At 41.7% G+C, this 20,424-nt stretch carries 18 protein-coding genes; 9 read left to right on the top strand and 9 right to left on the bottom strand.

Features of this window, described 5'->3' with window-relative positions; all coding sequences use genetic code 11:
- Nucleotides 1-97 precede the first annotated feature (97 nt).
- On the bottom strand, nucleotides 98-946 hold the full coding sequence (locus Q0590_RS10125; protein ID WP_302037408.1) for a YybH family protein: 849 nt from the start codon (nucleotides 944-946) through the stop codon (nucleotides 98-100).
- 369 nt (nucleotides 947-1,315) lie between these two features.
- Between Q0590_RS10125 and Q0590_RS10120 the strand changes: the two genes are divergently transcribed.
- A complete protein-coding gene (locus tag Q0590_RS10120; protein ID WP_302037407.1) occupies nucleotides 1,316-4,321 on the top strand; it encodes a PA14 domain-containing protein in 3,006 nt (1,001 codons plus the stop codon).
- Nucleotides 4,322-4,351: 30 nt separating this feature from the next.
- Here the strand turns inward: Q0590_RS10120 and Q0590_RS10115 are convergent, their stop codons facing one another.
- The 5 genes from Q0590_RS10115 to Q0590_RS10095 all read right to left on the bottom strand — a co-directional run bounded on the left by Q0590_RS10115 (nucleotide 4,352) and on the right by Q0590_RS10095 (nucleotide 10,299).
- Nucleotides 4,352-5,224 (bottom strand): NmrA family NAD(P)-binding protein, encoded by an 873-nt coding sequence (locus tag Q0590_RS10115; protein WP_302037406.1) that lies wholly within the window; start codon nucleotides 5,222-5,224, stop codon nucleotides 4,352-4,354.
- Between the two features lie 85 nt (nucleotides 5,225-5,309).
- Nucleotides 5,310-5,504, bottom strand: a complete 195-nt coding sequence (locus Q0590_RS10110; protein ID WP_302037405.1) for a hypothetical protein — start codon at nucleotides 5,502-5,504, stop codon at nucleotides 5,310-5,312.
- 956 nt (nucleotides 5,505-6,460) lie between these two features.
- Complete coding sequence (locus Q0590_RS10105; protein WP_302037404.1) at nucleotides 6,461-8,989, bottom strand: M56 family metallopeptidase; 2,529 nt, start codon at nucleotides 8,987-8,989, stop codon at nucleotides 6,461-6,463.
- Between the two features lie 32 nt (nucleotides 8,990-9,021).
- Nucleotides 9,022-9,408 (bottom strand): BlaI/MecI/CopY family transcriptional regulator, encoded by a 387-nt coding sequence (locus Q0590_RS10100; RefSeq protein WP_302037403.1) that lies wholly within the window; start codon nucleotides 9,406-9,408, stop codon nucleotides 9,022-9,024.
- A 222-nt stretch (nucleotides 9,409-9,630) separates the two neighbouring features.
- The gene (locus Q0590_RS10095; RefSeq protein ID WP_302037402.1) at nucleotides 9,631-10,299 is read right to left on the bottom strand and encodes a HepT-like ribonuclease domain-containing protein; all 669 of its coding nucleotides are present in this window, start codon (nucleotides 10,297-10,299) and stop codon (nucleotides 9,631-9,633) included.
- 168 nt (nucleotides 10,300-10,467) lie between these two features.
- Between Q0590_RS10095 and nfi the strand changes: the two genes are divergently transcribed.
- Both nfi and Q0590_RS10085 read left to right on the top strand, forming a co-directional pair.
- Complete coding sequence (gene nfi / locus Q0590_RS10090) at nucleotides 10,468-11,142, top strand: deoxyribonuclease V (protein WP_302037401.1); 675 nt, start codon at nucleotides 10,468-10,470, stop codon at nucleotides 11,140-11,142.
- A 391-nt stretch (nucleotides 11,143-11,533) separates the two neighbouring features.
- On the top strand, nucleotides 11,534-11,761 hold the full coding sequence (locus Q0590_RS10085; RefSeq protein ID WP_302037400.1) for a hypothetical protein: 228 nt from the start codon (nucleotides 11,534-11,536) through the stop codon (nucleotides 11,759-11,761).
- Between the two features lie 248 nt (nucleotides 11,762-12,009).
- Here the strand turns inward: Q0590_RS10085 and Q0590_RS10080 are convergent, their stop codons facing one another.
- The 3 genes from Q0590_RS10080 to Q0590_RS10070 form a co-directional block, all read right to left on the bottom strand.
- Nucleotides 12,010-12,666: a YceI family protein gene (locus Q0590_RS10080; RefSeq protein WP_302037399.1), complete on the bottom strand. Its 657-nt coding sequence runs from the start codon at nucleotides 12,664-12,666 to the stop codon at nucleotides 12,010-12,012.
- A gap of 151 nt (nucleotides 12,667-12,817) precedes the next feature.
- The gene (locus Q0590_RS10075) at nucleotides 12,818-13,033 is read right to left on the bottom strand and encodes a hypothetical protein (protein WP_302037398.1); all 216 of its coding nucleotides are present in this window, start codon (nucleotides 13,031-13,033) and stop codon (nucleotides 12,818-12,820) included.
- A 119-nt stretch (nucleotides 13,034-13,152) separates the two neighbouring features.
- The gene (locus Q0590_RS10070) at nucleotides 13,153-15,828 is read right to left on the bottom strand and encodes a TonB-dependent receptor (RefSeq protein ID WP_302037397.1); all 2,676 of its coding nucleotides are present in this window, start codon (nucleotides 15,826-15,828) and stop codon (nucleotides 13,153-13,155) included.
- A 270-nt stretch (nucleotides 15,829-16,098) separates the two neighbouring features.
- Between Q0590_RS10070 and Q0590_RS10065 the strand changes: the two genes are divergently transcribed.
- The 6 genes from Q0590_RS10065 to Q0590_RS10040 all read left to right on the top strand — a co-directional run bounded on the left by Q0590_RS10065 (nucleotide 16,099) and on the right by Q0590_RS10040 (nucleotide 20,391).
- Nucleotides 16,099-17,136 carry a sensor histidine kinase gene (locus tag Q0590_RS10065; protein ID WP_302037396.1) on the top strand — a complete coding sequence of 346 codons (1,038 nt, stop codon included), beginning with the start codon at nucleotides 16,099-16,101 and terminating at the stop codon, nucleotides 17,134-17,136.
- Nucleotides 17,137-17,153: 17 nt separating this feature from the next.
- On the top strand, nucleotides 17,154-17,894 hold the full coding sequence (locus Q0590_RS10060; protein ID WP_302037395.1) for a LytR/AlgR family response regulator transcription factor: 741 nt from the start codon (nucleotides 17,154-17,156) through the stop codon (nucleotides 17,892-17,894).
- Between the two features lie 71 nt (nucleotides 17,895-17,965).
- Nucleotides 17,966-18,730 carry a DUF4184 family protein gene (locus Q0590_RS10055; RefSeq protein ID WP_302037394.1) on the top strand — a complete coding sequence of 255 codons (765 nt, stop codon included), beginning with the start codon at nucleotides 17,966-17,968 and terminating at the stop codon, nucleotides 18,728-18,730.
- 126 nt (nucleotides 18,731-18,856) lie between these two features.
- Entirely contained in the window at nucleotides 18,857-19,441 is a 585-nt protein-coding gene (locus Q0590_RS10050) for an AraC family transcriptional regulator (protein WP_302037393.1), read from the top strand.
- Nucleotides 19,442-19,721: 280 nt separating this feature from the next.
- Nucleotides 19,722-19,931 (top strand): heavy-metal-associated domain-containing protein, encoded by a 210-nt coding sequence (locus Q0590_RS10045; protein WP_302037392.1) that lies wholly within the window; start codon nucleotides 19,722-19,724, stop codon nucleotides 19,929-19,931.
- Nucleotides 19,932-20,061: 130 nt separating this feature from the next.
- Nucleotides 20,062-20,391 (top strand): four-helix bundle copper-binding protein, encoded by a 330-nt coding sequence (locus Q0590_RS10040; RefSeq protein ID WP_302037391.1) that lies wholly within the window; start codon nucleotides 20,062-20,064, stop codon nucleotides 20,389-20,391.
- Nucleotides 20,392-20,424 lie beyond the last annotated feature (33 nt).

Here is a 20,424-nt window from a genome sequence, read left to right as displayed (position 1 = left end):
TTCTCTGATGTCATCTAAACATGCAAACCTGTATAAAAAGAAAATGGAACGCATGATTCCACGTCCCAGTTTGCCGATATATAAAACGTTATGATTGTTAGTAATTGGTATCCAGGGTAACCTGCCAGTTGCTGTCCGGTTGTTTTTCCCAGCGGATAATATAATGGCCCCCATAGCTTCCGGAACATTTACCTATTTCATACACCATATCCGGGTTTACTACATGAACTGCCTTGGGGGTTAGTGTCAGCTGGTAGTTCGGATCAGCCATATATGTATATTCTTCTGTGAGTTGTTTTCTGCCCTGCAACAATTTGCCCCGGTTGTAGTAATACGCATTTTCTGCATATACTTCTTCTATTAGCTTTGCTGGCGTATGGGCATTGCATAATTTCATCCATTTAGCACGTACAAGCTCCAGTGGTTCGGCATCATTATTAGCAGCCGTTTTTTTAGCAATGGTTTCAAGTTCCCGCTTCCAGCTCCCTGCCACATTTTTCCATACCGTCATGTACTGGTATATTTCCTGGGTTTGCGTCGTGAGATACCCTGTTTCGTAAATCAGATCAGAAGTTTCGGTAAACCGCTGGTAGGGGTGTACAGCTGTAAATCTGGTACCAGAACGAAGCAGGTCAGTGTAGTAGCTAGCAATGAGGTTTTTACTTTTTAAAGGTTCCGCTTTCTCCGGAAACAATAGCGCATTATCCAGATAAAAGCCCGACAGATCTTTCGACTGATTATAGCTATTCATCCAGGATGTATTTGCCTGGTCTAGCAACGAAAAAGGGGAAACAGGCTTACTGGCAGTGGCTGACTCAACAATAATAGCAGAGGTAACCAATGATTCCACCGGATCTTTCTGAGTATTGGCACATTCGGGCTTGTTTGCCAGCAGGGTATAGATGGAAAGTCCTGCAAAAGAAAACATAAACCATTTATTCAGCATAACAGGGATCAGTCAATTGTTTGACTAACTAGTTGCCTAAAATTATGCCAGCTCACAAAGTTTTACCACAAGAAGCAAAATCATTTCAATAATGCTTGTATTTGCTGTTTTTAGGCCTGTTTTACGATAATAATTCTCAGGCTGTCAAAAATAAAAAGGCTGCTTTGTGTTCAGAAGCGAACAAAATGTGTTCGTTTTTGATACAGTGTTAGTTTGCATTGCTTTCGACCTAGCTGCCTTATTTAAGGATGAATAATACAGTTTCTTAGTAAAATAGTAATATACAGGCACTCACCAGTTTTGAATGTCCTGAATTAAGCCCAACTTTGCATACCTGTTTTTCTTTACCCCAACCAAACACATTTAACAATGAAGTACACACAATTGCCCTCTCTGGCTTTTTTTGCGTTGTCAGTATTCGCCATTGGTGCCTGTAATACTGCTTCCGAAAAAAAGCAGATTCAACGGCCCACTGAAACCTGGGTTTTGCGCTCGGTGTTAGACAAAAAACCACGGATGCTCAGCATTGCGCTGCACGATAAGCTGTTTGTCGCCTATGATACCAAAAATGGTTCCTTGTATAAAGCCTGGACCGGCGGTATCAACTTTGATGGACCGGTTTATACAACTGCTCACGGACCCCAACCTACCAGTCTGGGTGCCACCTATTTGCAGGAGTCTGACGAAAATCCCTGGCGCATTATAGCCAACGGGCAGGAAGTAACTCCAACCGTGAATTATAAAGGTCATGCCATTGCTGACAACCAGGTTACCCTAAAATACGAACTGGACTACCAGGGGCAAAAAATTACTGTCGAGGAAAAGCCTGAATTTGTAGATGCCGGAACGGATAAAGCAGGTTTTGAACGGACCTACACTCTGGCAAATGTTCCTTCGGGTGTGCAGGTAGGCTTGGATATGCATCTTACTTCTATCACGTCAGCCAATGATTATCAGACCAATGGCAAATTCAATGTTTCTAAATCAGGTGAAGAGACATTGGAAAATAAAAAGTTTGCTTCCGCAGAGGGTATGTTGCTGCTGAATAATAATGGCACCACTACTTTCACAGTCAATATGGTTCCCCGTCCGGTAGCTAAACAGGAATCAGAGAAGAAGTTAGAAGGAGAAGAGGCCGTAATGGCAATTATGGCTAAATCCGATTGTAATACCTGCCATAATAAAGAGGTAAAAACGGTAGGCCCGGCTTACATTGAAATAGCCAAGAAATACCCTAAAACAGAGCAAATAACTGAACAACTGGTTACAAAAGTAATTGCAGGGGGCGCAGGCAACTGGGGCGAAATTCCAATGACCCCTCATCCGAACCTTTCAAAAGATGATGCCAAAACTATGGTTTCCTATATTCTGGATCTGGATGCAGAACAAGAAGGAAAGGAGGAAGCCAATAAACTGATGCCCAAACCTGCCTATGAAGTAAAATTCCAGCGGGTGGAAGCATCGCAAACCGAGGCTACTGCAGAAAAGCCTGGCATTGCCGTAAATGTGTACCAGTTTGGCGAAGCGATAGCTGATTTTCCCGAAATTAATGGAGAAATGCTGCCAGTTGTTTCTGGGACAATTAATGCGCTGCATATCAATGAAAATGATTTTGGAGGATTACAAGAGAATTTTACTGTTCATGCTACCGGTGTGCTTACGATGGAAAAGACGACCAATGTCGTGTTCCGCCTGGTAAGTGACGATGGTTCCAGGTTATATATAAATAACAAATTGGTAATTGATCATGGCGGCAATCATGGCTTAGACCCAAAAGATGGGGAAATGTTGCTGAAAGCCGGTAAACATCCTTTCCGGATAGAGTATTTCCAAGGGGGTGGCGGTAAGGGGCTTTCTTTACAATGGCAGCCTTATGGCACCAAAGAGTTTGTGGTAGTTCCTCCGCAGGTATTTACCTACAAAGGATCAGATATTAAAAAGACCGGAGAAGCGCCGCTGGCTGCCCAGAAAAGCAAAGATGCTGTTCCCGGAGATGCCTTCCCATTGGAGAAAGTTCACCCCAGCTTTACATTGGCACAAGCCCGGCCGGATGATTTAAAACCGAAAGTAGGAGGGATGGATTTTCTACCGGATGGCCGCCTGGTGGTGTGTACCTGGGATTCGTTAGGCTCGGTGTATGTGCTGGAGGGTGTACAAGGAAAAGATCCGAAAGGAATTAAGGCAAAGCGGATTGCCTATGGCTTGGCTGAACCCTTGGGCTTAAAAGTGGTGGATGGAGAAATTTATGTACAGCAAAAGCAGGAACTTACCAAACTGGTAGACCTGAATAAAGATGATATTATTGACGAATACCAGACCATTTGCAACGGATGGCGGGTATCAGCCAACTTCCACGAATTTGCGTTTGGGCTGGTTTACAAAGATGGCTATTTCTATAGCACCTTAGCTACGGCAATCAATCCTGGAGGCGCCAGTACCAAACCTCAGATTCCGGATAGAGGCAAAGTAGTAAAAATCTCTAAAAAAGATGGTTCTTTTGAGTTTATTGCCAGCGGCTTGCGTACACCTAATGGCATTGCCATTGGGGTAGATAATGAAATATTTATTGCCGATAACCAGGGCGACTGGCTGCCATCCAGTAAAATTCTGCATTTGCAGGAAGGCGCCTGGTATGGATCCAGATCTGTGGATTTTGAAGGCACGGCTAACGCTAAAGAAACATTGCCAGTAGTTTGGTTGCCACAAGATGAAGTAGGAAATTCTCCTAGCCAGCCAGCTTTATTGAATGTTGGACCTTATAAAAATCAAATGATCCATGGTGAAGTAACCAATGGTGGAATCAAACGGGTTTTTGTAGAAAAGGTGAACGGACAATACCAGGGGGCAGTATTCCACTTTACACAGGGGCTAGAGGCTGGCGTAAACCGCCTTGTTTGGGGGCCGGATGGAGCCTTGTATGTAGGGGGCGTAGGCTCTACCGGAAACTGGAGCCATGCCAACAAACTGCATTATGGCTTACAGAAGCTCACCTTTAATGATAAAATTGCCTTTGAAATGCTGGCTGTACGGGCAAAAGCGAATGGGGTGGAAATTGAATTTACCGAGCCTTTACAGGAAGGGTCAGGCACTAAGGTTTCTGATTACCTAATCCGACAGTGGTATTATAAGCCTACTGAAAATTACGGTGGCCCCAAACTGGATGACAAACCATTAAACATTCAGAAAGTGACGGTTTCATCCGACCGCAAAAAAGTATTTCTGCAACTGGCTGGTATGAAACCAAATCATGTGGTGTATGTACGGCTTAACTATAAAACACTGACCAGCCAAACCGGACAGAAGCCATGGGTAACGGAAGCATGGTATACCATGAATACAATCCCTACAGAAACAAGTTTGCTAAGCAGTAAGTAACATTCTTTCAGGTGAAACAAAAAACCCGGCTCACGTTTGAGCTGGGTTTTTTGTTTGCCAATACTGTTTATTATTTGCTATAAAATTCTGCAACGTAGTTGGTTTCTTCCCGGTTAACTGCTCAAAATCCGGGTGTATACGAGGTTCAGTCTGGAACCTTGGCAGAAAATGCAACAAAATCATTACCAGTATAAAATCCCTTGTCAATCCTTCTTTTCGTTTGGTGTAGTAAAAACTGAATACATTTGGGCTGATATACTGAATCTTTCGTTGCAGCGTATCGGTCAGGTAGTTGGCCGCTTGCTGGAAAGAAAGATTCTGTGAGCCTGTAAGTGTGTATACCTTATTTCTGTGCAAACCGGGATGTTCAAGTATCCTGGCAATAGCCAAGCCAATATCTTCAACATCTATCCAGTTAAACACCGCCTGGCCGGCAGGCAGGTAGATCCTGTTATTTTTACATATATCTTCTTGCAAAGTAGTACTCAGGTTCTGCATAAAATATCCTGGCCGTACAAATGTATAGGCAATTCCGCTATTCAGAATCAGCTTTTCAATCTTAGCATGGGGAATAAACGAGGCTTTATCTGCACCTTGCACCGACAAAAAAACAATATGGCTAAGAGAAGCTTTTTTACATAACTCTATCAGTGGTTTAAAATAGGTAGCTACATCTGAAATATGTGGAGGACGCAACAGAAAGAGTATATCTGTTTGCAGTAAACTAGGGTAGGACTCAGGCAGGTGGTCAAAGTCAAAATACACAGACTGCGTATGACCTTCTCTGGGGCTGTCGGTTATTTTCCTGGAGGCAAGGGAGAGCCTGTGCCCCGATGTTGCATCAAAATGCCGGAGAATCGCCTGTCCTATATTTCCGGAAGCCCCGGTTATGAGTATTCGCATAGGTAAATATACAGCTCTATAAAAACAGTTCAGCCTGCCAGAAGGTTTTTATGTTCTGGCAGGCTGAATATCTGTTAAAAGTATATTAGATTGATTCTGTCAAACTCACGTTTCTGAGTTTAATTTTCATCTTTTCTTTTACATATTCATCACTTAGTCTGGTCGTACAAAGGGCTTCGTTATAAACTCTCTCGTAGTAGGCGTGTGCCTGGTTGTATCCAATTAATTTAGCTAAGCTGTCAAGTAAATGGTTTATTTCTATATGCAATTGATAATTCATTTTGTTCATGTTTAAATCTGATGATGTAAATCTGCTTCTATTCCCGAACACTTCCCACTCGTATCTATGACAAATCTTACACCAAACAGAATAAAATAATTTAATTAAATATCGAAATATTATAATAAGCTATCCCGTATCTACCTAATTTTTATATTACATATTAAAATTAGACGATTTAAAACAGAGATAATTTAATAGGGTGTGCAATACTAAGCAATATATATTGTCAATGAAAAAAAATAGTCCTGGTTTCCTCGAAATCTACTAAATAGTTATACCAAATATGGCTTAAGTAGCACAAAATGCATGATAATTGGTATTTTTCTTATTTTTTCAAGTTTAACTTTAAGAATTTTCTTACTTGTAATCTTACAAAAGAGTACTAAAAGTTTCTAAATACCACTCCCTGTAGGACTTTTTCCTGAAGGAAGTTTATTTGTACATACATCTAAAGTATATAACTGTATTTTGTAAGTTATTGTTTTACAGAATGATACATTTCCTAGCTTATATCGCAAGTTATTTGTATGTTTCATTAATGTGTTATAATTTATATTTGTTAAATCCAATATTAGTTCTTTATTGTAAGATAATTTGTTAAGTATCAGCTAATTCTCATCGAAACCTCATGTATTTGCCAAAGTTGTTCTAAAAATTCTTACCCAAAGTCAATAAAGAGAAGTTGACTCAAACCATATAGGGTAATGGAGTAAGACAACCGTTCGGTGAGGAAAAATAAACCATTCTGGTAGTAAAATTATCTGCAAACTCACATACCAATGCAAAACCAATCCTTCTTACCCTTCACCGACATTTATACAAATTACTTCCGTTTGCTTTTTGAGTAACATTTTGGTGGGCAAACCTGGGCTTATCTGCAAGAAGAAAATTATACTAAAAACAAAGGATACTGAAGCCAGTATCCTTTGTAATAGCAAAGTAGCCTAAACACGCTAATTTTCTGCTTTATAGGTATATTCCAGGGTATATACAAAAGGTTCTCCTGTTTTCTGCTCAATTATTTTTTTATAAGCCGTAAATAGTTTTTCAGGTTGTTGCACCTTATTTATGAAAATTCCTTCAGGTGTTAACCGGATATGCTGTGGCTGATTGCTGGTTACCAGATTTTCCTGCTCCAGGTGGGTATTTAGGAGGCCAATCAGCTCATTATGCCTCTTCATGGCAGCCAGGTGTTTTTGAACACCTTTGTCCTGTAAATTACCAGTCGGTTGAGGTTGTTTGAGGGAAGAATCTTTCTTTCGTTCGTTATAGTGGTACTGTATGGTAAAATCCATAGGTTTGCCTGCCTTCTTTTCCAGCAGCGTTTTATATTTTTCAAAAACCTGCTCTGGCTGCTTTTGGGAATCTATGTATAAACCACCCGGACCGATCTGTACATAATGGGTTTTATCTTTTTGAATCAACTTATCTTGCAATAACTGCTCATTTAAAGTTGCTATAAGCATTTTTGAAAGTTTGGCAGACTCTTCATGCTTTTCCATGGCTTTTTCGTGTTCTATCATAGCCAGATCGTGTTGTTTCATGGCCTTCTCCATCGTTGCTTCCTGCTTACGCATGGCCTCTTCCTGCGCTTTCATTTGTAACTCAAAGTTGCGTTCCTGCATCTGAAATTCTTTCTGCTGGCGCAGGTTGAGGGCTTCCAGTTCTTTTTCCCGAGCAGCCCTGGTACGTTCAATCATTTCCCGTTGATGGTTAATTTGCCGGTCCATCTGTTCTCTTTGCCTGGCTATTGCTTCCTCTTGCCGTGCTAATAATTCCATCTGTCTTGCCTGCGCATCTACTTCAATCTCATCGAGCAGGTAGGTATAGTCCTTATAGGCTTCTTTGGGTATTTTCTTCCCGTCTACTTTAAGTTCGGTGAGTTCGCCATTTTTGATTGTAATCTTATAGGTTTTATTCTTATTGCCAGTAAAGTTATACACAAAGTCACCTTTTATTTTTCTGGAAGTATCCCCATAAAAGGCAGCTCTGATCAGATCGCTGATGTCTTCAGGTACCATAGGCGCCAGGGCCGGGTGAGGTGCCGTAGGCGGTTGTACCAGGTATCCGCTGGTAGCAGGTTGGAGATCAGGAGGATATACCGGATTTGGTGCTATGGCCGGTTCTGGTGTTAGCGGAGTAAGTGGAGTAGGTGCAATAACAGGGCTGACTGGCTCTATGGGAGCAGGTACACTACCCATCAGTTCAATTATTAACTCCTGGTATTGAGGTATGTCCGCTGAAGGAATGGAATTTCCATTAACTGTTAAGCCAGTAATCTCCCCGTTATCCATTATTGCCTCTATATGGTATTTTTTGCCATTCCTGGTTCCTTTGAAAGTGAAGGTGTTTTTTGTAGTATCCGATATGGCTGGCAAATCAGCTTTGCTGGGTTCTTGCTGACTTACCTCCTGCATAGCTGTTTTTAAAGTAGTGGCAGTTGCTTCCTCTGTATGCATTCCTGCACTTACACTAATGGCACTGATGCTGAGCATCACAAAACAGGCAGCCAGGAATCCTTCCATAAAATCCGGTTTACGCACCTGTGTGTTGCCTAACCGCTTGATACGGATTAAGAGTTGGTTGCCTTTTCCGGAAAACCCCATAGCTAAGGCAGGTGTATGGTGGGTTATTTGTTCCAGGTTAGCCAGTGCTTTGGCAAAGGTTAACGTATTCCCACATATGCTTAGCGCCAGATCATCGCAGCAATGTTCTCTTTCTTCCCGGATTCTAGCCGAAATCCACCAGATGCCAGGGTGGTAGAAAAAGAGAATTTCAATGATGCATTGAAAAATATTTACCAGGTAGTCTTTCCGGTAAATATGCGCCAGTTCATGAGCCAGAATAGCTTCTACTTGCTCAGCAGGTAAGCCTATGATGGTGCCCACCGGCAACAAAATAACTGGTTTGATATACCCGATCACCATTGGAATTTTTATTAAAGCAGACTCCACTAACCGGACGGGCTGGGTGATTTGTGCAGCTGAAGCCAGGGAATGCAGGGTTTGCTGCCAGTCGAGTGGGAGCGCTACTGTTTTATAGTTTTTTAGCCGTTGCGTATAGGCATATCCTCCCGCGAAGCGGATGAGAAGTACCATAATACCCATGCCCCAGAGTAATACAAGTAAGGGTAAATGTTGGTAAAAATAAGCCTGAAACGCAGGATACAACTGATGGAGTGACCAGGCTTCCGGCAGCGATTTTATATTCGATGAAAAGGTTAATTCCATAGGTATACCCATAGCTTTACTAGCCGGTAATGCACTTGTCTGTTTCTCGTGTAAGAGTACAGTGGCCTGCCTGTATTCTGAAACAAAGGTGACCAGGGATAAAATGCTAAACGTTAGCATAGCTCCGGTGGCCATAAAATACCGCATCGCCGCAGAACTCCGTTGTAAGCAAATGAGTAATAATGCCAGCAGTAAAGCTATACCTAAGCCCTGCCAGATAGAGTGTAACAGCGTCCAACCAATGGCTTTCATAAGGGCCGGCGGCAATATTTGTGAGACAATATTCATTTGGCACCTCCTTCCATTTTGTCAATAAGTTTTCTGATTTCGTCCAGTTCTGCTCTGGTGGCTTTGTGATTACCTAAAGCCTGCATCACAAGTTTAGAAGCCGAGCCCCGGAAAGTCAGGTCCAGAAATTTATCGAGCATGTGTTTTTGGGTTGCTTCTTCATTTACATTGGCTTCGTAAATATGCGAGCGGCTTTCTTCATTCCGTTTTACTAAGCCTTTTTCAGCCATTATCTGCATAATTTTCAAAGTAGTGGTATAGCCTACTTCTTTTCTCTGGTTTAGTTGTTCGTTTACAAATCGGACGGTTGTGGGGCCGTGTTGCCAGAGTATCTGCAAAATTTCCAGTTCCGATTCGGTGGGTTTGGGTGTCTGATTATCCATATCTAGGGACTAATTTATTTCTACGAAATATTTCGTAGTACAAATGTATACGAATGTTTTCGTAGATGCAACTAAATATACGAAATATTTCGTAGAATAAGCTTTATTTTGTAAGAGTTAGCATATACCTTGATAAGTGGCAGAATGCAGGAGGGAGGGGATAAAAAAATAGCCTGTCTGTATATACAGGCAGGCTAGTGTTAAGGTTTTACAGGTGGGGGATTAAATTTCATCGTCTTCATCAATTTCTTCATCATCATCATAGATGTCGTCGTCCAGGGAACTGTCGTCCATCAGATCGTCATCTGTGAAGCGTCTGTCTATGAAACTATCGTCTTCCAAGTCCAGATTGTCCACATCCACATTTTCGTCGAATATATCATCATCAAAATCATCTTCCTCTTCATCGTCAAAAATATCGTCATCGTCCAGATCCATACTCAGGCCGGTAAGGTCGGCTGACTGCTCAGTGAAATAAGGCATGGCCTCTTTGTCACCAACCGCCGTATCTTCTGGTCCGATTTCGCCTTCCAAGGCTTCTTCTCTTTCTAATTGTAGGGTTAAGTCCATAATTTGATTCATTACTTCGGGTAAGTCGTTTTTAACTATATGCCATTGAGGGTGTAAGTCTAATTCCAGTTCCTGATCAAAATGTGCATATTGCAAACCCTTCAACACATCCCAGTCTACATCTGCATAGGTATTTTTAAAATCGTCGGAGAGCATAGCCGCCGCTCCACCAATCTGGTTTAGCTGGCTAATTACAGCTTCCCGTATATCTTCACGTTGTGCATAGGCATCATAATTGGATCTGCCCAGATACCCTTGTATTTCCTGAATCGAATCAGTAATGCTCATAAGGTGTACTTTGTCTTCTTCGCGATTATCCATAAATGTTTGTATCAATGTTCTGGGAATATTACGTGATTATCAATATTTGGTTTAAAACAAAATACAACCGTTTATCTGATAGAATTACTTCAAGTGTCAAACATAAAACAAATATTTTCGTGTGTCAAGATATACGAATAGCAAATTGTAAATTTTATTTTTTCGACTATGCAAATCCCATCTGCCGCTTACTGGCCCACGACTGCAGCAGAAGCTGTAGCCATACAAAATGATCTCCGAAAGCAGGTGATTACGACCGACCAACTTGGCCATGTAAGCCTGGTAGCAGGCGTAGATGTGGGATTTGAGAACGATGGAGAAATTACCCGGGCTGCAGTAGCTGTGCTTCGATATCCGGACCTGGTGCTGGTAGATCAGGCTATTGCCAAAACGCCCACCAGGTTTCCCTATATTCCAGGTTTGTTATCTTTCCGGGAAATACCGGCTTTGTTAATGGCGCTGGAGAAAATAACCAAGGTGCCCGACCTGATCTTATGCGATGGACAAGGAATTGCCCACCCCAGACGGCTGGGTATTGCCAGTCATTTGGGGATACTGATTGATGTACCGACTATTGGTGTTGGAAAGTCTCTTTTAGTAGGTAAGTACGAAACACCCCCTGACGAACGGGGCGGATGGTCGCCTTTGGTGCATTACAAAGAAACCATTGGTGCTGTACTACGAACACGGAAGGGGTTTAATCCGCTGTTTATTTCTCCCGGGCACCGCGTAAGCCTGGAAACATCTATAGCCTATGTATTAGCTTGTTCACCTAAATACCGGCTTCCTGAAACTACGCGGATGGCTCACCACATGGCCTCCAATATGAAAGATGACAAGTAACCTTTGTGTACTAAGTATTGGGGAAAACAGATGAATATTATTTTTGTAACCTGGTAACCGGAGACCTTTCTGAGCTAAATTTTTGCTATTTCATACGTAAAGGTATTTTGCTTTAAAAAATTGATTACCGGAGGGTTACCGGATTTTCGTCTGAGAAAACTTTAATTTATTAGGGGGTTTGTCTAGTAAAAAAGGATGATAAGCAAATTTGTGCTGATTTTACAGGTAGCATTCAAAGAAGCTCCACTACCAAATGCTTGAGAAAAACAGCTAAAATAGGCTACTACTAAAAAAAATTATTACATGTGTATTTTTGGATGCTTAGTAGCCTTACCGCAAAGAATAATATATTTGGTAAGCATTCCCAAAAAGCAACCTATTTATCAGACACATGACCTATATTAGCCAAGAAGAGTACAGACAAGCAACACTACAGTTGCCCAATCCAAACAGGACAGAGTTAAGTGAAATTTCCATTAAAATCGCCTTCAGTCAGGAAAGTGGCTCCGTTTCTGAAAGCATTATCCATTTTATCCGCGTACTATTCTGCGACAGCCCACGGATACCAGAAGTAGAGTATAAATGGCTTTTGGATAAACGCTTCAACCAGATAGGGTAGCATTCAGCAGGTAATTAACTTTCAACCAGCCCCTTTTTATTTGATAATACTCCTACACACCTCTTACAATTAAGTTCGTTTAAGGTATTTCAGCCGTTCTTACCCAGCCTGGGAAAAGCTGCATAATAAGGTCTGCTTTGCAGTTTAAGGCTTATTTGGTTAGCAACACAAATACCTCTGTATACAAAAATACCGCTCCAAAGGCAGCGGTATTTTTGTAGTCTTTAAACAAATTGATTTCTAGTTACCTAGGTATTATTAGCAGTTTTACCGGCTACCACTTTCAGGTCAATGGTAAAGGTATCTTCAATAATTTTGTCAGCCGCTGTACCGATAATGGCAGCCCGGTATTTAATATCATATTTTGTCCGGTCTATGTCAAATTTAGCTGTAGCCTCTGCACTGTTGCCGCTAACTTTTACAACAGCCGGGAAAGTTACCGCATTGGTAATTCCTTTGATTGTTAAATCGCCAGTGATGGTGTAGTTGGCTTCGCCTGCTTTGGCATTAGCAATGGGGGCAGCTTTCGTGATTTTAAAAGTAGAGTTCGGATGTTTTTCTACGGAAAAGAAATCTTCTGATTTTAAATGATCAGTAAGCTTTTTGTTGAATGTTTCGTTGGTAATATCCGTATCAGTGATGCTCGTCATATCCATTACAAAATTACCTCCTACCAGTTTGTCTGACTCAACATTAATGACACCTTTTGCAATTTTTACATTGCCGGAATGCTCACCACCCACTTTTTTGGCATTCCAGGTAAGGGTACTTTTGGAAGGATCAACGGAAAGAGCAGCGGCTTTTTTAACAGATGTTTTACCAGGGTCATTCAAAGCAATAACTCCCGGGGTTTGAGTTGCCAGAAACAAGGCTAAAGCTCCTGCCATTAGTTTTGAAAATTTCATAAGAGATCTGAGTTAAAAAGGGTTAAAAAATGGAGTTAAATATACTAAATAAATAAAAAAACTCAATACCGACACATACGAAGCAGGTAGGATGCCGGAAAACACTGTTTCTGGCTCCCTACATAGGGTAAACCCTGAAAATGTTACAAGCCTAAGTAGTTTCCACTACCGGATGCCCATGTTGAATATGAGACAGGATATCTTGTTTAATCCTTTCCAGTTCGTGGATTTCCCATGCCTCAAAAGGCAAGGCTTTCGTCATTTTTTTCCGGAGCCGTTGTGTATACATGCGGCTGTTGCTTCCATAGAGCCTGGTGGCAACTTCTGCTAAATTTAAATACGGATTATTAAGCCATGCTGTGATCATTAGTGTTAATCAGTTAATTCCTTTTACAAGGAATGGTCAAAAATAAGTGTTGGTAGAATCCATCTTAGTAACATATCTGGTTGTGTACTGGCACAACTGTTATTGGCTGATTTATAAATTTAATTATTGGGTCTAGTGTTAGTATTAGCCGGCGTTTGCTGGTTTGGCGCAGCAGTCGGTTGGGTTTTGTTGGGCTGACCTTGTGCGGGTCTTTGTCCGGCAGGGCTAGCATTTTGTGGAGCTGCTCCACCGCCTTGTGTACCGCCGCCCTCTGTACCACTGTCACCACCTTCTTTTATATCATCGTTACTGATGGATTTCTTCCGGCGGCGAGGCTGGGCATCCATGGTCATTTTACCAATGCGGTAGCTGAAATTGATTTTAAAGTTCATATTGCGCATTTCATTCACATTGGTCTGCGTTAACAGGGGAGAAGATAGCTCATTGCGCATGTATATTGCTTTGGTTAAGAAGTTTTCAGCTCCTATACCAATTGTCCCTTTTTTGTTGTTAAATTCTTTCTGAATATTCAGGCTGTAAATCCCAAAACCACTTTGTTTGCCTTGAAGCTGTACTTGTCTGCCACGATAGAAACCAAATGCTTGTAATCCCCATCCTTTGCCTAATTTGTAGTTAGCAAAGCCTCTGATGTTATATACCCAGCCTTCATTGCTGGCATTGTAAATAGGATCATCTACATTATTGTTCAGCACGGCATAATACACGTCTGTGCCACCATTCAGCGAAAATTTATCTGAGATATTAACATTGGAGAACAGACTTACCCCATAGGCATTTTCTGTTCCAATGTTTTCATACGTTGTATAGATGCTATTAATGGTATCACCAACCTCATTGATACTAGTCACCGGGTTGCGTATGGCTTGGATTGAGCCGGTAGTATTACGCCAGAAGCCTGTGAATGATAAAGAGGTTTTTTTAATATAGGTATTATAAGCTAATTCATAGTTATTGGTAAACTCAGGATTTAATACAGGATTACCAATAGTTACAAATAATGGATTAGATGATTGAATATTCGGGTTCAGGAACTGCAGTGACGGACGTTGTATACGACGGTTGTAAGCCGCTTTCAATATATTTCCGTTCTTTAGCTTTTTAGACAAATTTAAACTAGGTACAAACGTTCCATAAGCGGGGATTTCTACATCTTGCTCATCCTGAAAGTTGGCATCAATAATTGTATATTCGTACCGTCCGCCGGCTTTGAGGCTATAGCCCTGTTTAGTATTTAAGGTGTACGCCAAATACCCGGCAGTTACACTCTGGTTGTAGTTAAAAACATTACCCAGTCTTCTATCTGTATCTGGGATATATACCCCATCTGAGCCAAACGCATTAAAAAACTGAAAATCGCTTGTTACCTGCCGCATAATCTCTTTTCCGCCAAATTCAAGTATCTGCGTTTTTCCGATAGGGGTTTGATAGTCGAGTTGTAAGGTAGTCTCCTGATTATAACTTTCATTCAGGTTTTTTACTCTTCTATCAAGTACGCTGAAATCATTCTCATCAAAAATACTTCTGATGAAGTCGTTTGTCTGTTTGTTACGGCTATACTGGCCTAATAAACTTAGCTCTTTTTGAGGTTTATTAAAAGTATGAGTGTAGCCTAAATTTACATCCAGGTTGCCCGAAAGGTCAGAAACATCTACATCTTGCAAAGTTGTTTTGTCTAACACATTATCAATATACGTTTGAGAGATTAAATTATCCTGAAACGTTTTTCTGTTCCGGAAGCCATACTGTACAGAAGCATTAATAAAGTTATTTTTGTCTATGTCGTAATCCCAGCCGAACTGATACCGGCCAAAACCAAACTGATTACGAGTATCTGCCGATTGAATAGATAATATACTTTCTCTCTGGTTATTAAGAGTGGTTTGGGTGTTTTCAAACCGTCCGTTTACATTGTATCCCACACGGCCAAAACCGCCTAAAGAAAAGCCCATTTTTCCTTTCCGCATGCTTCCATTCAACCCCAGGTTAGAACCTCTGTAGCCTGCACTGCCATTCACATTCAAATTAAACCCTTCCAGGGTGTTCTTCTTAGTAATAATATTGATTATGCCTGATGAACCTTCTGCATCGTATCTGGAGGAGGGTGACGTAATTACCTCTACGGATTTAATCATATCTGAAGGGATCTGCTTTAAGGCATCGGCCACGCTGCTGGCGGCTATGGTAGATGGGCGGTTGTTAATGAGAACCCGGATGTTCTGATTGCCACGGAGCGATACGTTTCCATCCAGATCCACAGATAGCATGGGGACTTTTCTCAATACATCTGTAGCATCACCTCCTTTATTGGTAGCATCTATTTCTGCGTTGTATACGGTGCGGTCTACCTTCTCTTCAACCAGGCTTCTCTGGCCTTCTATGGTTACTTCCTGCAGTTCTTGTACGGTTGGGCTTATTTTAATTGTACCCAAATTAATATCTCCCCGTTTGCCTACGTTCACTTTATCTATCGTTTTAGTTTGATAGCCAATGAACGTTACCAGAATTTTGTAATCGCCTGCCGCTACTTTGTTTAAGGTGAACTTGCCATTTTCATCTCCTACGGTTCCATCTAGCGTTTTGCCGGTGGCCGGATCTGTGAGCACCACATTGACAAAAGGCACTGGTTCCTGGTTGCTTGCATCCAGCACGGTGCCAGCGATTTTGGCATTCCCTTTTGGGGTTTCAGCTCCGGGAATTGCTCCCCCTGAAGGATTCTGAGCTAAGGTAAAGCCGTAGCTATACACAAGCAGCAGGAGCAGTAAGATTTTTTTCATAGAAAGCATGTCGAAATTTTTGCAGTTAGTGACTTTGATGTATCTTAATGAACACAAAAAAAAAGTATTGGTTATTCTTTTATTCAGGTATTATACAGATGAGCATTTTTTCTCGACGTTCCGGCTGTATACTCGACAAGATGGAATGGTAGAAAAAACTACCCAGATAACCGATAGTAATCCATACTTGGCAGAATATATAACGCGCAAGGCTTAAAGTTGCCCTTTAATGGGTATTTTTACTAAATAAAATTATCGTAAAGCTGACATATGCAATCTTTTCTTCAGCGGAACCGCGTGCTGGTACTCCATATTTCATTCTGGTGTGTGTACGTGTCGTTCCTTGTTTATCAGCAAACCAGATGGGGGTCGGACTGGGGCAGAATTCTGACTGTGGCAGCCATTAATATGGTGTTTGTTGGCCTGATTGCCTACTATAATTATTTCTTTGCCCTACCCCGGTTTCTCACCAGCAAAAACCTGATGGGCTACCTGTTAGAGTTTTTTGCTCCCTTTAGTGTCTTAATTTTCGCCCGTATCCAGTTTGAAAGGTACTTGCTGGATGGGTACGCCCGCCGGGAAGAGTTTCAGTATCTCTATAGTTCCAGGTTTTTTATCCATATCACGGCCGTTACCCTATTTATTGTGATTTTTGTGGGCATGTTGCGTTTTGTGGTAGAGTGGATCGAGTTTGAATCGCGCAAGAAAGCGGTAGAAAATGAACGGCTGATTGCAGAGCTCAATTTTTTAAAAGCGCAGATAAATCCGCATTTCCTGTTCAACACCTTAAATAACCTGTATTATCTGGCATTTACCAACTCCCCGAATACCACCGAAGTAATAGCCAAACTCTCGCAGATGATGCGGTATATGATTTATGATTCTAACCACCCGAAGGTGCAGTTAAGCAAGGAGATTGAATACATGCAAAACTACATTAGTCTGGAACGGCTCCGGTTGAATAACGAAATTCCTATTTGTTTTGAAATTAAAGGCAATCCGCAGGAAGTGTTAGTTACTCCGTTTATATTTATTACGTTTCTGGAAAATGCTTTTAAGCATGGGGTAGGCAATAACAACCCTGGTTCATGGGTAAAAATACATATAGAAGTGCAAGGCAAAGATTGTATATACCGGGTAGAAAACAGCAAACTGCCTACCAATGGAAAAGTTGTAGATGGCAAATCGGGCATTGGTCTGCAAAACGTACAACGCCGCCTGGATTTGAGTTACCCCGGCAGATACGATCTGCAGGTAGATAGTAGCAAAGAGTCGTATGCTGTACAACTAAATCTGCAATTAGCTTGAATGTAACTTGCCTCATCGTGGATGATGAACCCCTGGCCCGCAACCTGCTTACAGAATATGTGCGGAAAGTACCCTATTTGCAGCTGGCAGACACCTGCTCCAGCCCCATGACAGCTATTGAAGTGCTGCGTAACAAACCAATAGATTTATTGTTTCTCGACATCCAGATGCCCGAGCTTACTGGGATCACCTTGCTGAAAGTGTTGCAAAAAAAACCATTGGTTATTCTCACCACCGCCTACTCTGAATATGCGCTGGAAGGCTATGAGCTGGATGTGGTAGATTACCTGCTAAAACCCATCACCTTCGACCGTTTTTTAAAAAGCGTAGAGAAAGCCAGCCAGCGCCTGGCTCAGCTTCAGCCAGCAGTGCCGGTTATTATTCAATCGCCGCCCAAAGAAAACCCGGTTATAGAAAATCAGCCGTATCATCAGCCTTTCGTCTTTGTAAAAGATGGCACCAAAATGGTAAAGATCCGCTGGAATGATATTTTGTATGTGGAAGGCCTGAAAGACTATGTAGCCATCCATACCCGGCAGCAAAAAATTGTGAGCCTCCAGCGATTGAAACAACTGGAAGCCCAGCTACCCTCCGAACGTTTTATCCGGATACACCATTCATACATTGTGGCATTGGATGCCATAGATGTTATTCATAAAGAACGGGTGCAGATAGGTACTGTTTTTATACCCATCAGTGATACGTATCGCAAAGCCTTCAAAGAGTTTGTAGACCGCAACCAGATACAGCCAGATTAGCAGCTGCGTATTTTTTAAAACCAGAAGGGATTCGTATCCGTCATTAGCCAATACCAGACGTATACACCCTTATGCCCTTTACTTTCTCACACCCAGCTATTGTATTGCCTTTAAAGAAAATAAAGCCGGAATGGTTTTCGCTGACAGGTCTGGTTATTGGTAGCATGTCGCCGGATCTGCTGTATTTTTTTCAGATGAGTGGGGAAGAAGATTACGGACATACATTCCCGGGTATTTTTGTGTTTGATTTACCGGCAACTCTGTTGCTTACCCTGATTTTTCATCTGTGGATCAGGAATACACTTATTTTGTATTTGCCAAGCCCATTAAACCGGAAATTTGCTAAATACCTGCCTCAAAATATCTTTTTATTTCTAAGGAAGAACTGGCATATCGTACTTTTTTCTGCATTCATTGGAGCCATTTCTCACCTGCTTTGGGATGAAGCAGGCAATACACAAGGTTGGGTATATAAGCAAGCACCAGATTTTTTTGGCAAAGAGTTGGCCATCGGACCCTTCAATTACCAGATATACGTGTACATAGAATATATAGGATCGTTGGTTGGGCTGCTGGCTATTGGGTGGGTACTGTTTAACGAACCAGGAGAGAATTCGCTGCCACCTATTTCAGCACAAGCTAAATTTGGATTCTGGTTCTCTGTCTTGTTTTTTACAGGTGCTGTAATCATTCTGAAACAGAGCATAGAAAATCATACATACAGCATGGGCTCCCTGTTTGTTATCGGAATCAGTGGATTTTTTCTGGGGATCATTATTACCTGCCTGCTATTCAAGAGGTGGAAACCTAACAGCAAACCGGTAGACTTTACCTAACACTGAACAGTATGCTTGGTAAAAGCCGTTCTATTTAAAAAAATGCTATGTTATCTGTATGTTTACCTCTTGCCCGAGTGAATTTTATTGCCCTACTATTGCTTATTTAGATAAATTACCGACATAATGGAAACAACAAGCTTATTTATAAAAAATATGGTATGTAACCGCTGCATCCGGGTGGTGAAAGAAGAGCTGGAAAAAAATAGATTAGATGTGCGCAGTATTACCTTAGGAGAGGCGGTGGTTACCGGACATCTACCAGCAGAAAAGCTACAAGAAGTACGCGAGATTCTGGCAGATAATGGGTTTGAACTGATTGACGACAAAAAAGTGAAGATTATTGAAAAAATAAAAACCTTAATTGTTGAGCTCATTCACCACAAAAATACCGGGCAGCACCTGCATACAAACTACTCCGATTATTTGGCGGAAGCTTTGCATATGGATTACCATTACCTGAGTACCTTGTTCTCTTCTGTGGAAAATACTACTATTGAGAAGTACATCATCCTGCAAAAAATAGAGCGGGTTAAGGAGCTTTTGGTATATAATGAACTTACGCTAAGTGAGGTAGCCTACCAGATGGGCTATAGCAGTGTTCAGCATCTATCTAACCAATTCAAGAAAGTAACCGGGTATACGCCTAGCCATTTTAAGCAAATAAAAGAAAACAAGCGTAAACCGCTGGATGAAGTAGGACTTAACTGACTTCTTTATACAAAAGACCCACCACGTATAAAAAAATCTTATACAATAAAGTAAAAATTATGTAACGCTAACTAGCAGCGTATCGTCCATCTTTGTACAGGTTAACTAATGAAGGTACGGGCTTTATTACATAGCTATTAGCTACTCCTCGCCTGGGTTTATCTGTCTGCAGATTTATCTGGAGCCAGGTAATTTCCGGGGTGGCTCTGGCATCAAGCTTAGAATTAAGCACCGTAGATTGAATTACCGGTATTTCGAATTATACTAACTAACAACAATTATGGAAACTTTAAAATTTAAAACAAACATAAAGTGTGGAGGCTGTGTAGCACAAGTTACTCCATACCTAAACTCCCTGGAAGGCATTGATAAATGGGAAGTAGATACCAACAATCCGAATAAAATTTTATCGGTCAGCACCACGAAAGTAAAGGCCGACCAGATTAAAGACATCGTTAAAAAAGCTGGCTATGTAGCGGAAACTTTGTGATACCTACTGGCAAAGGTAGCCATTAAAGGCAGTGAGCAGCTTGGATTGCTGAAGCCCAGGCTGTAACCTTCAGTGCAGTGGATGGGTAAACACAGGAGATAGTTGTTTGTTCACCTAAAATTCTACTCCTATGCAAACCCAACAACACCAGGATCTTATCCGCCAGTTACTGGAATGTGCGTTTACGTGTGAAAACTGTGCCACCGCTTGTTTACAAGAAAAGGATGTGCAAATGATGGCACGCTGCATCGCCCTGGACAGAGATTGTTCAGATATATGCCTGCAGGCCGCCCGGTTGCTTCAGCGCCATTCGGAGGTGGCAGCAGAATTTCTGCAAGTGTGTGAGAAAATCTGCCAGATGTGCGGCGATGAATGTGCCAAACACCATCACGAACACTGCCAGCAATGTGCCCAGGCTTGCCACAGCTGTGCAGAGGCGTGCCGTAGTGCCCATGTGTGATATGTTACCTAGAACAAAGCCACTCCAGCAAAA

The organism is Rhodocytophaga aerolata, assembly GCF_030503435.1.
Taxonomy (GTDB): domain Bacteria; phylum Bacteroidota; class Bacteroidia; order Cytophagales; family 172606-1; genus Rhodocytophaga; species Rhodocytophaga aerolata.
The sequence above is the reverse complement of the archived record's forward strand: the minus strand, read 5'-3'. Positions and strand labels throughout refer to the sequence as shown.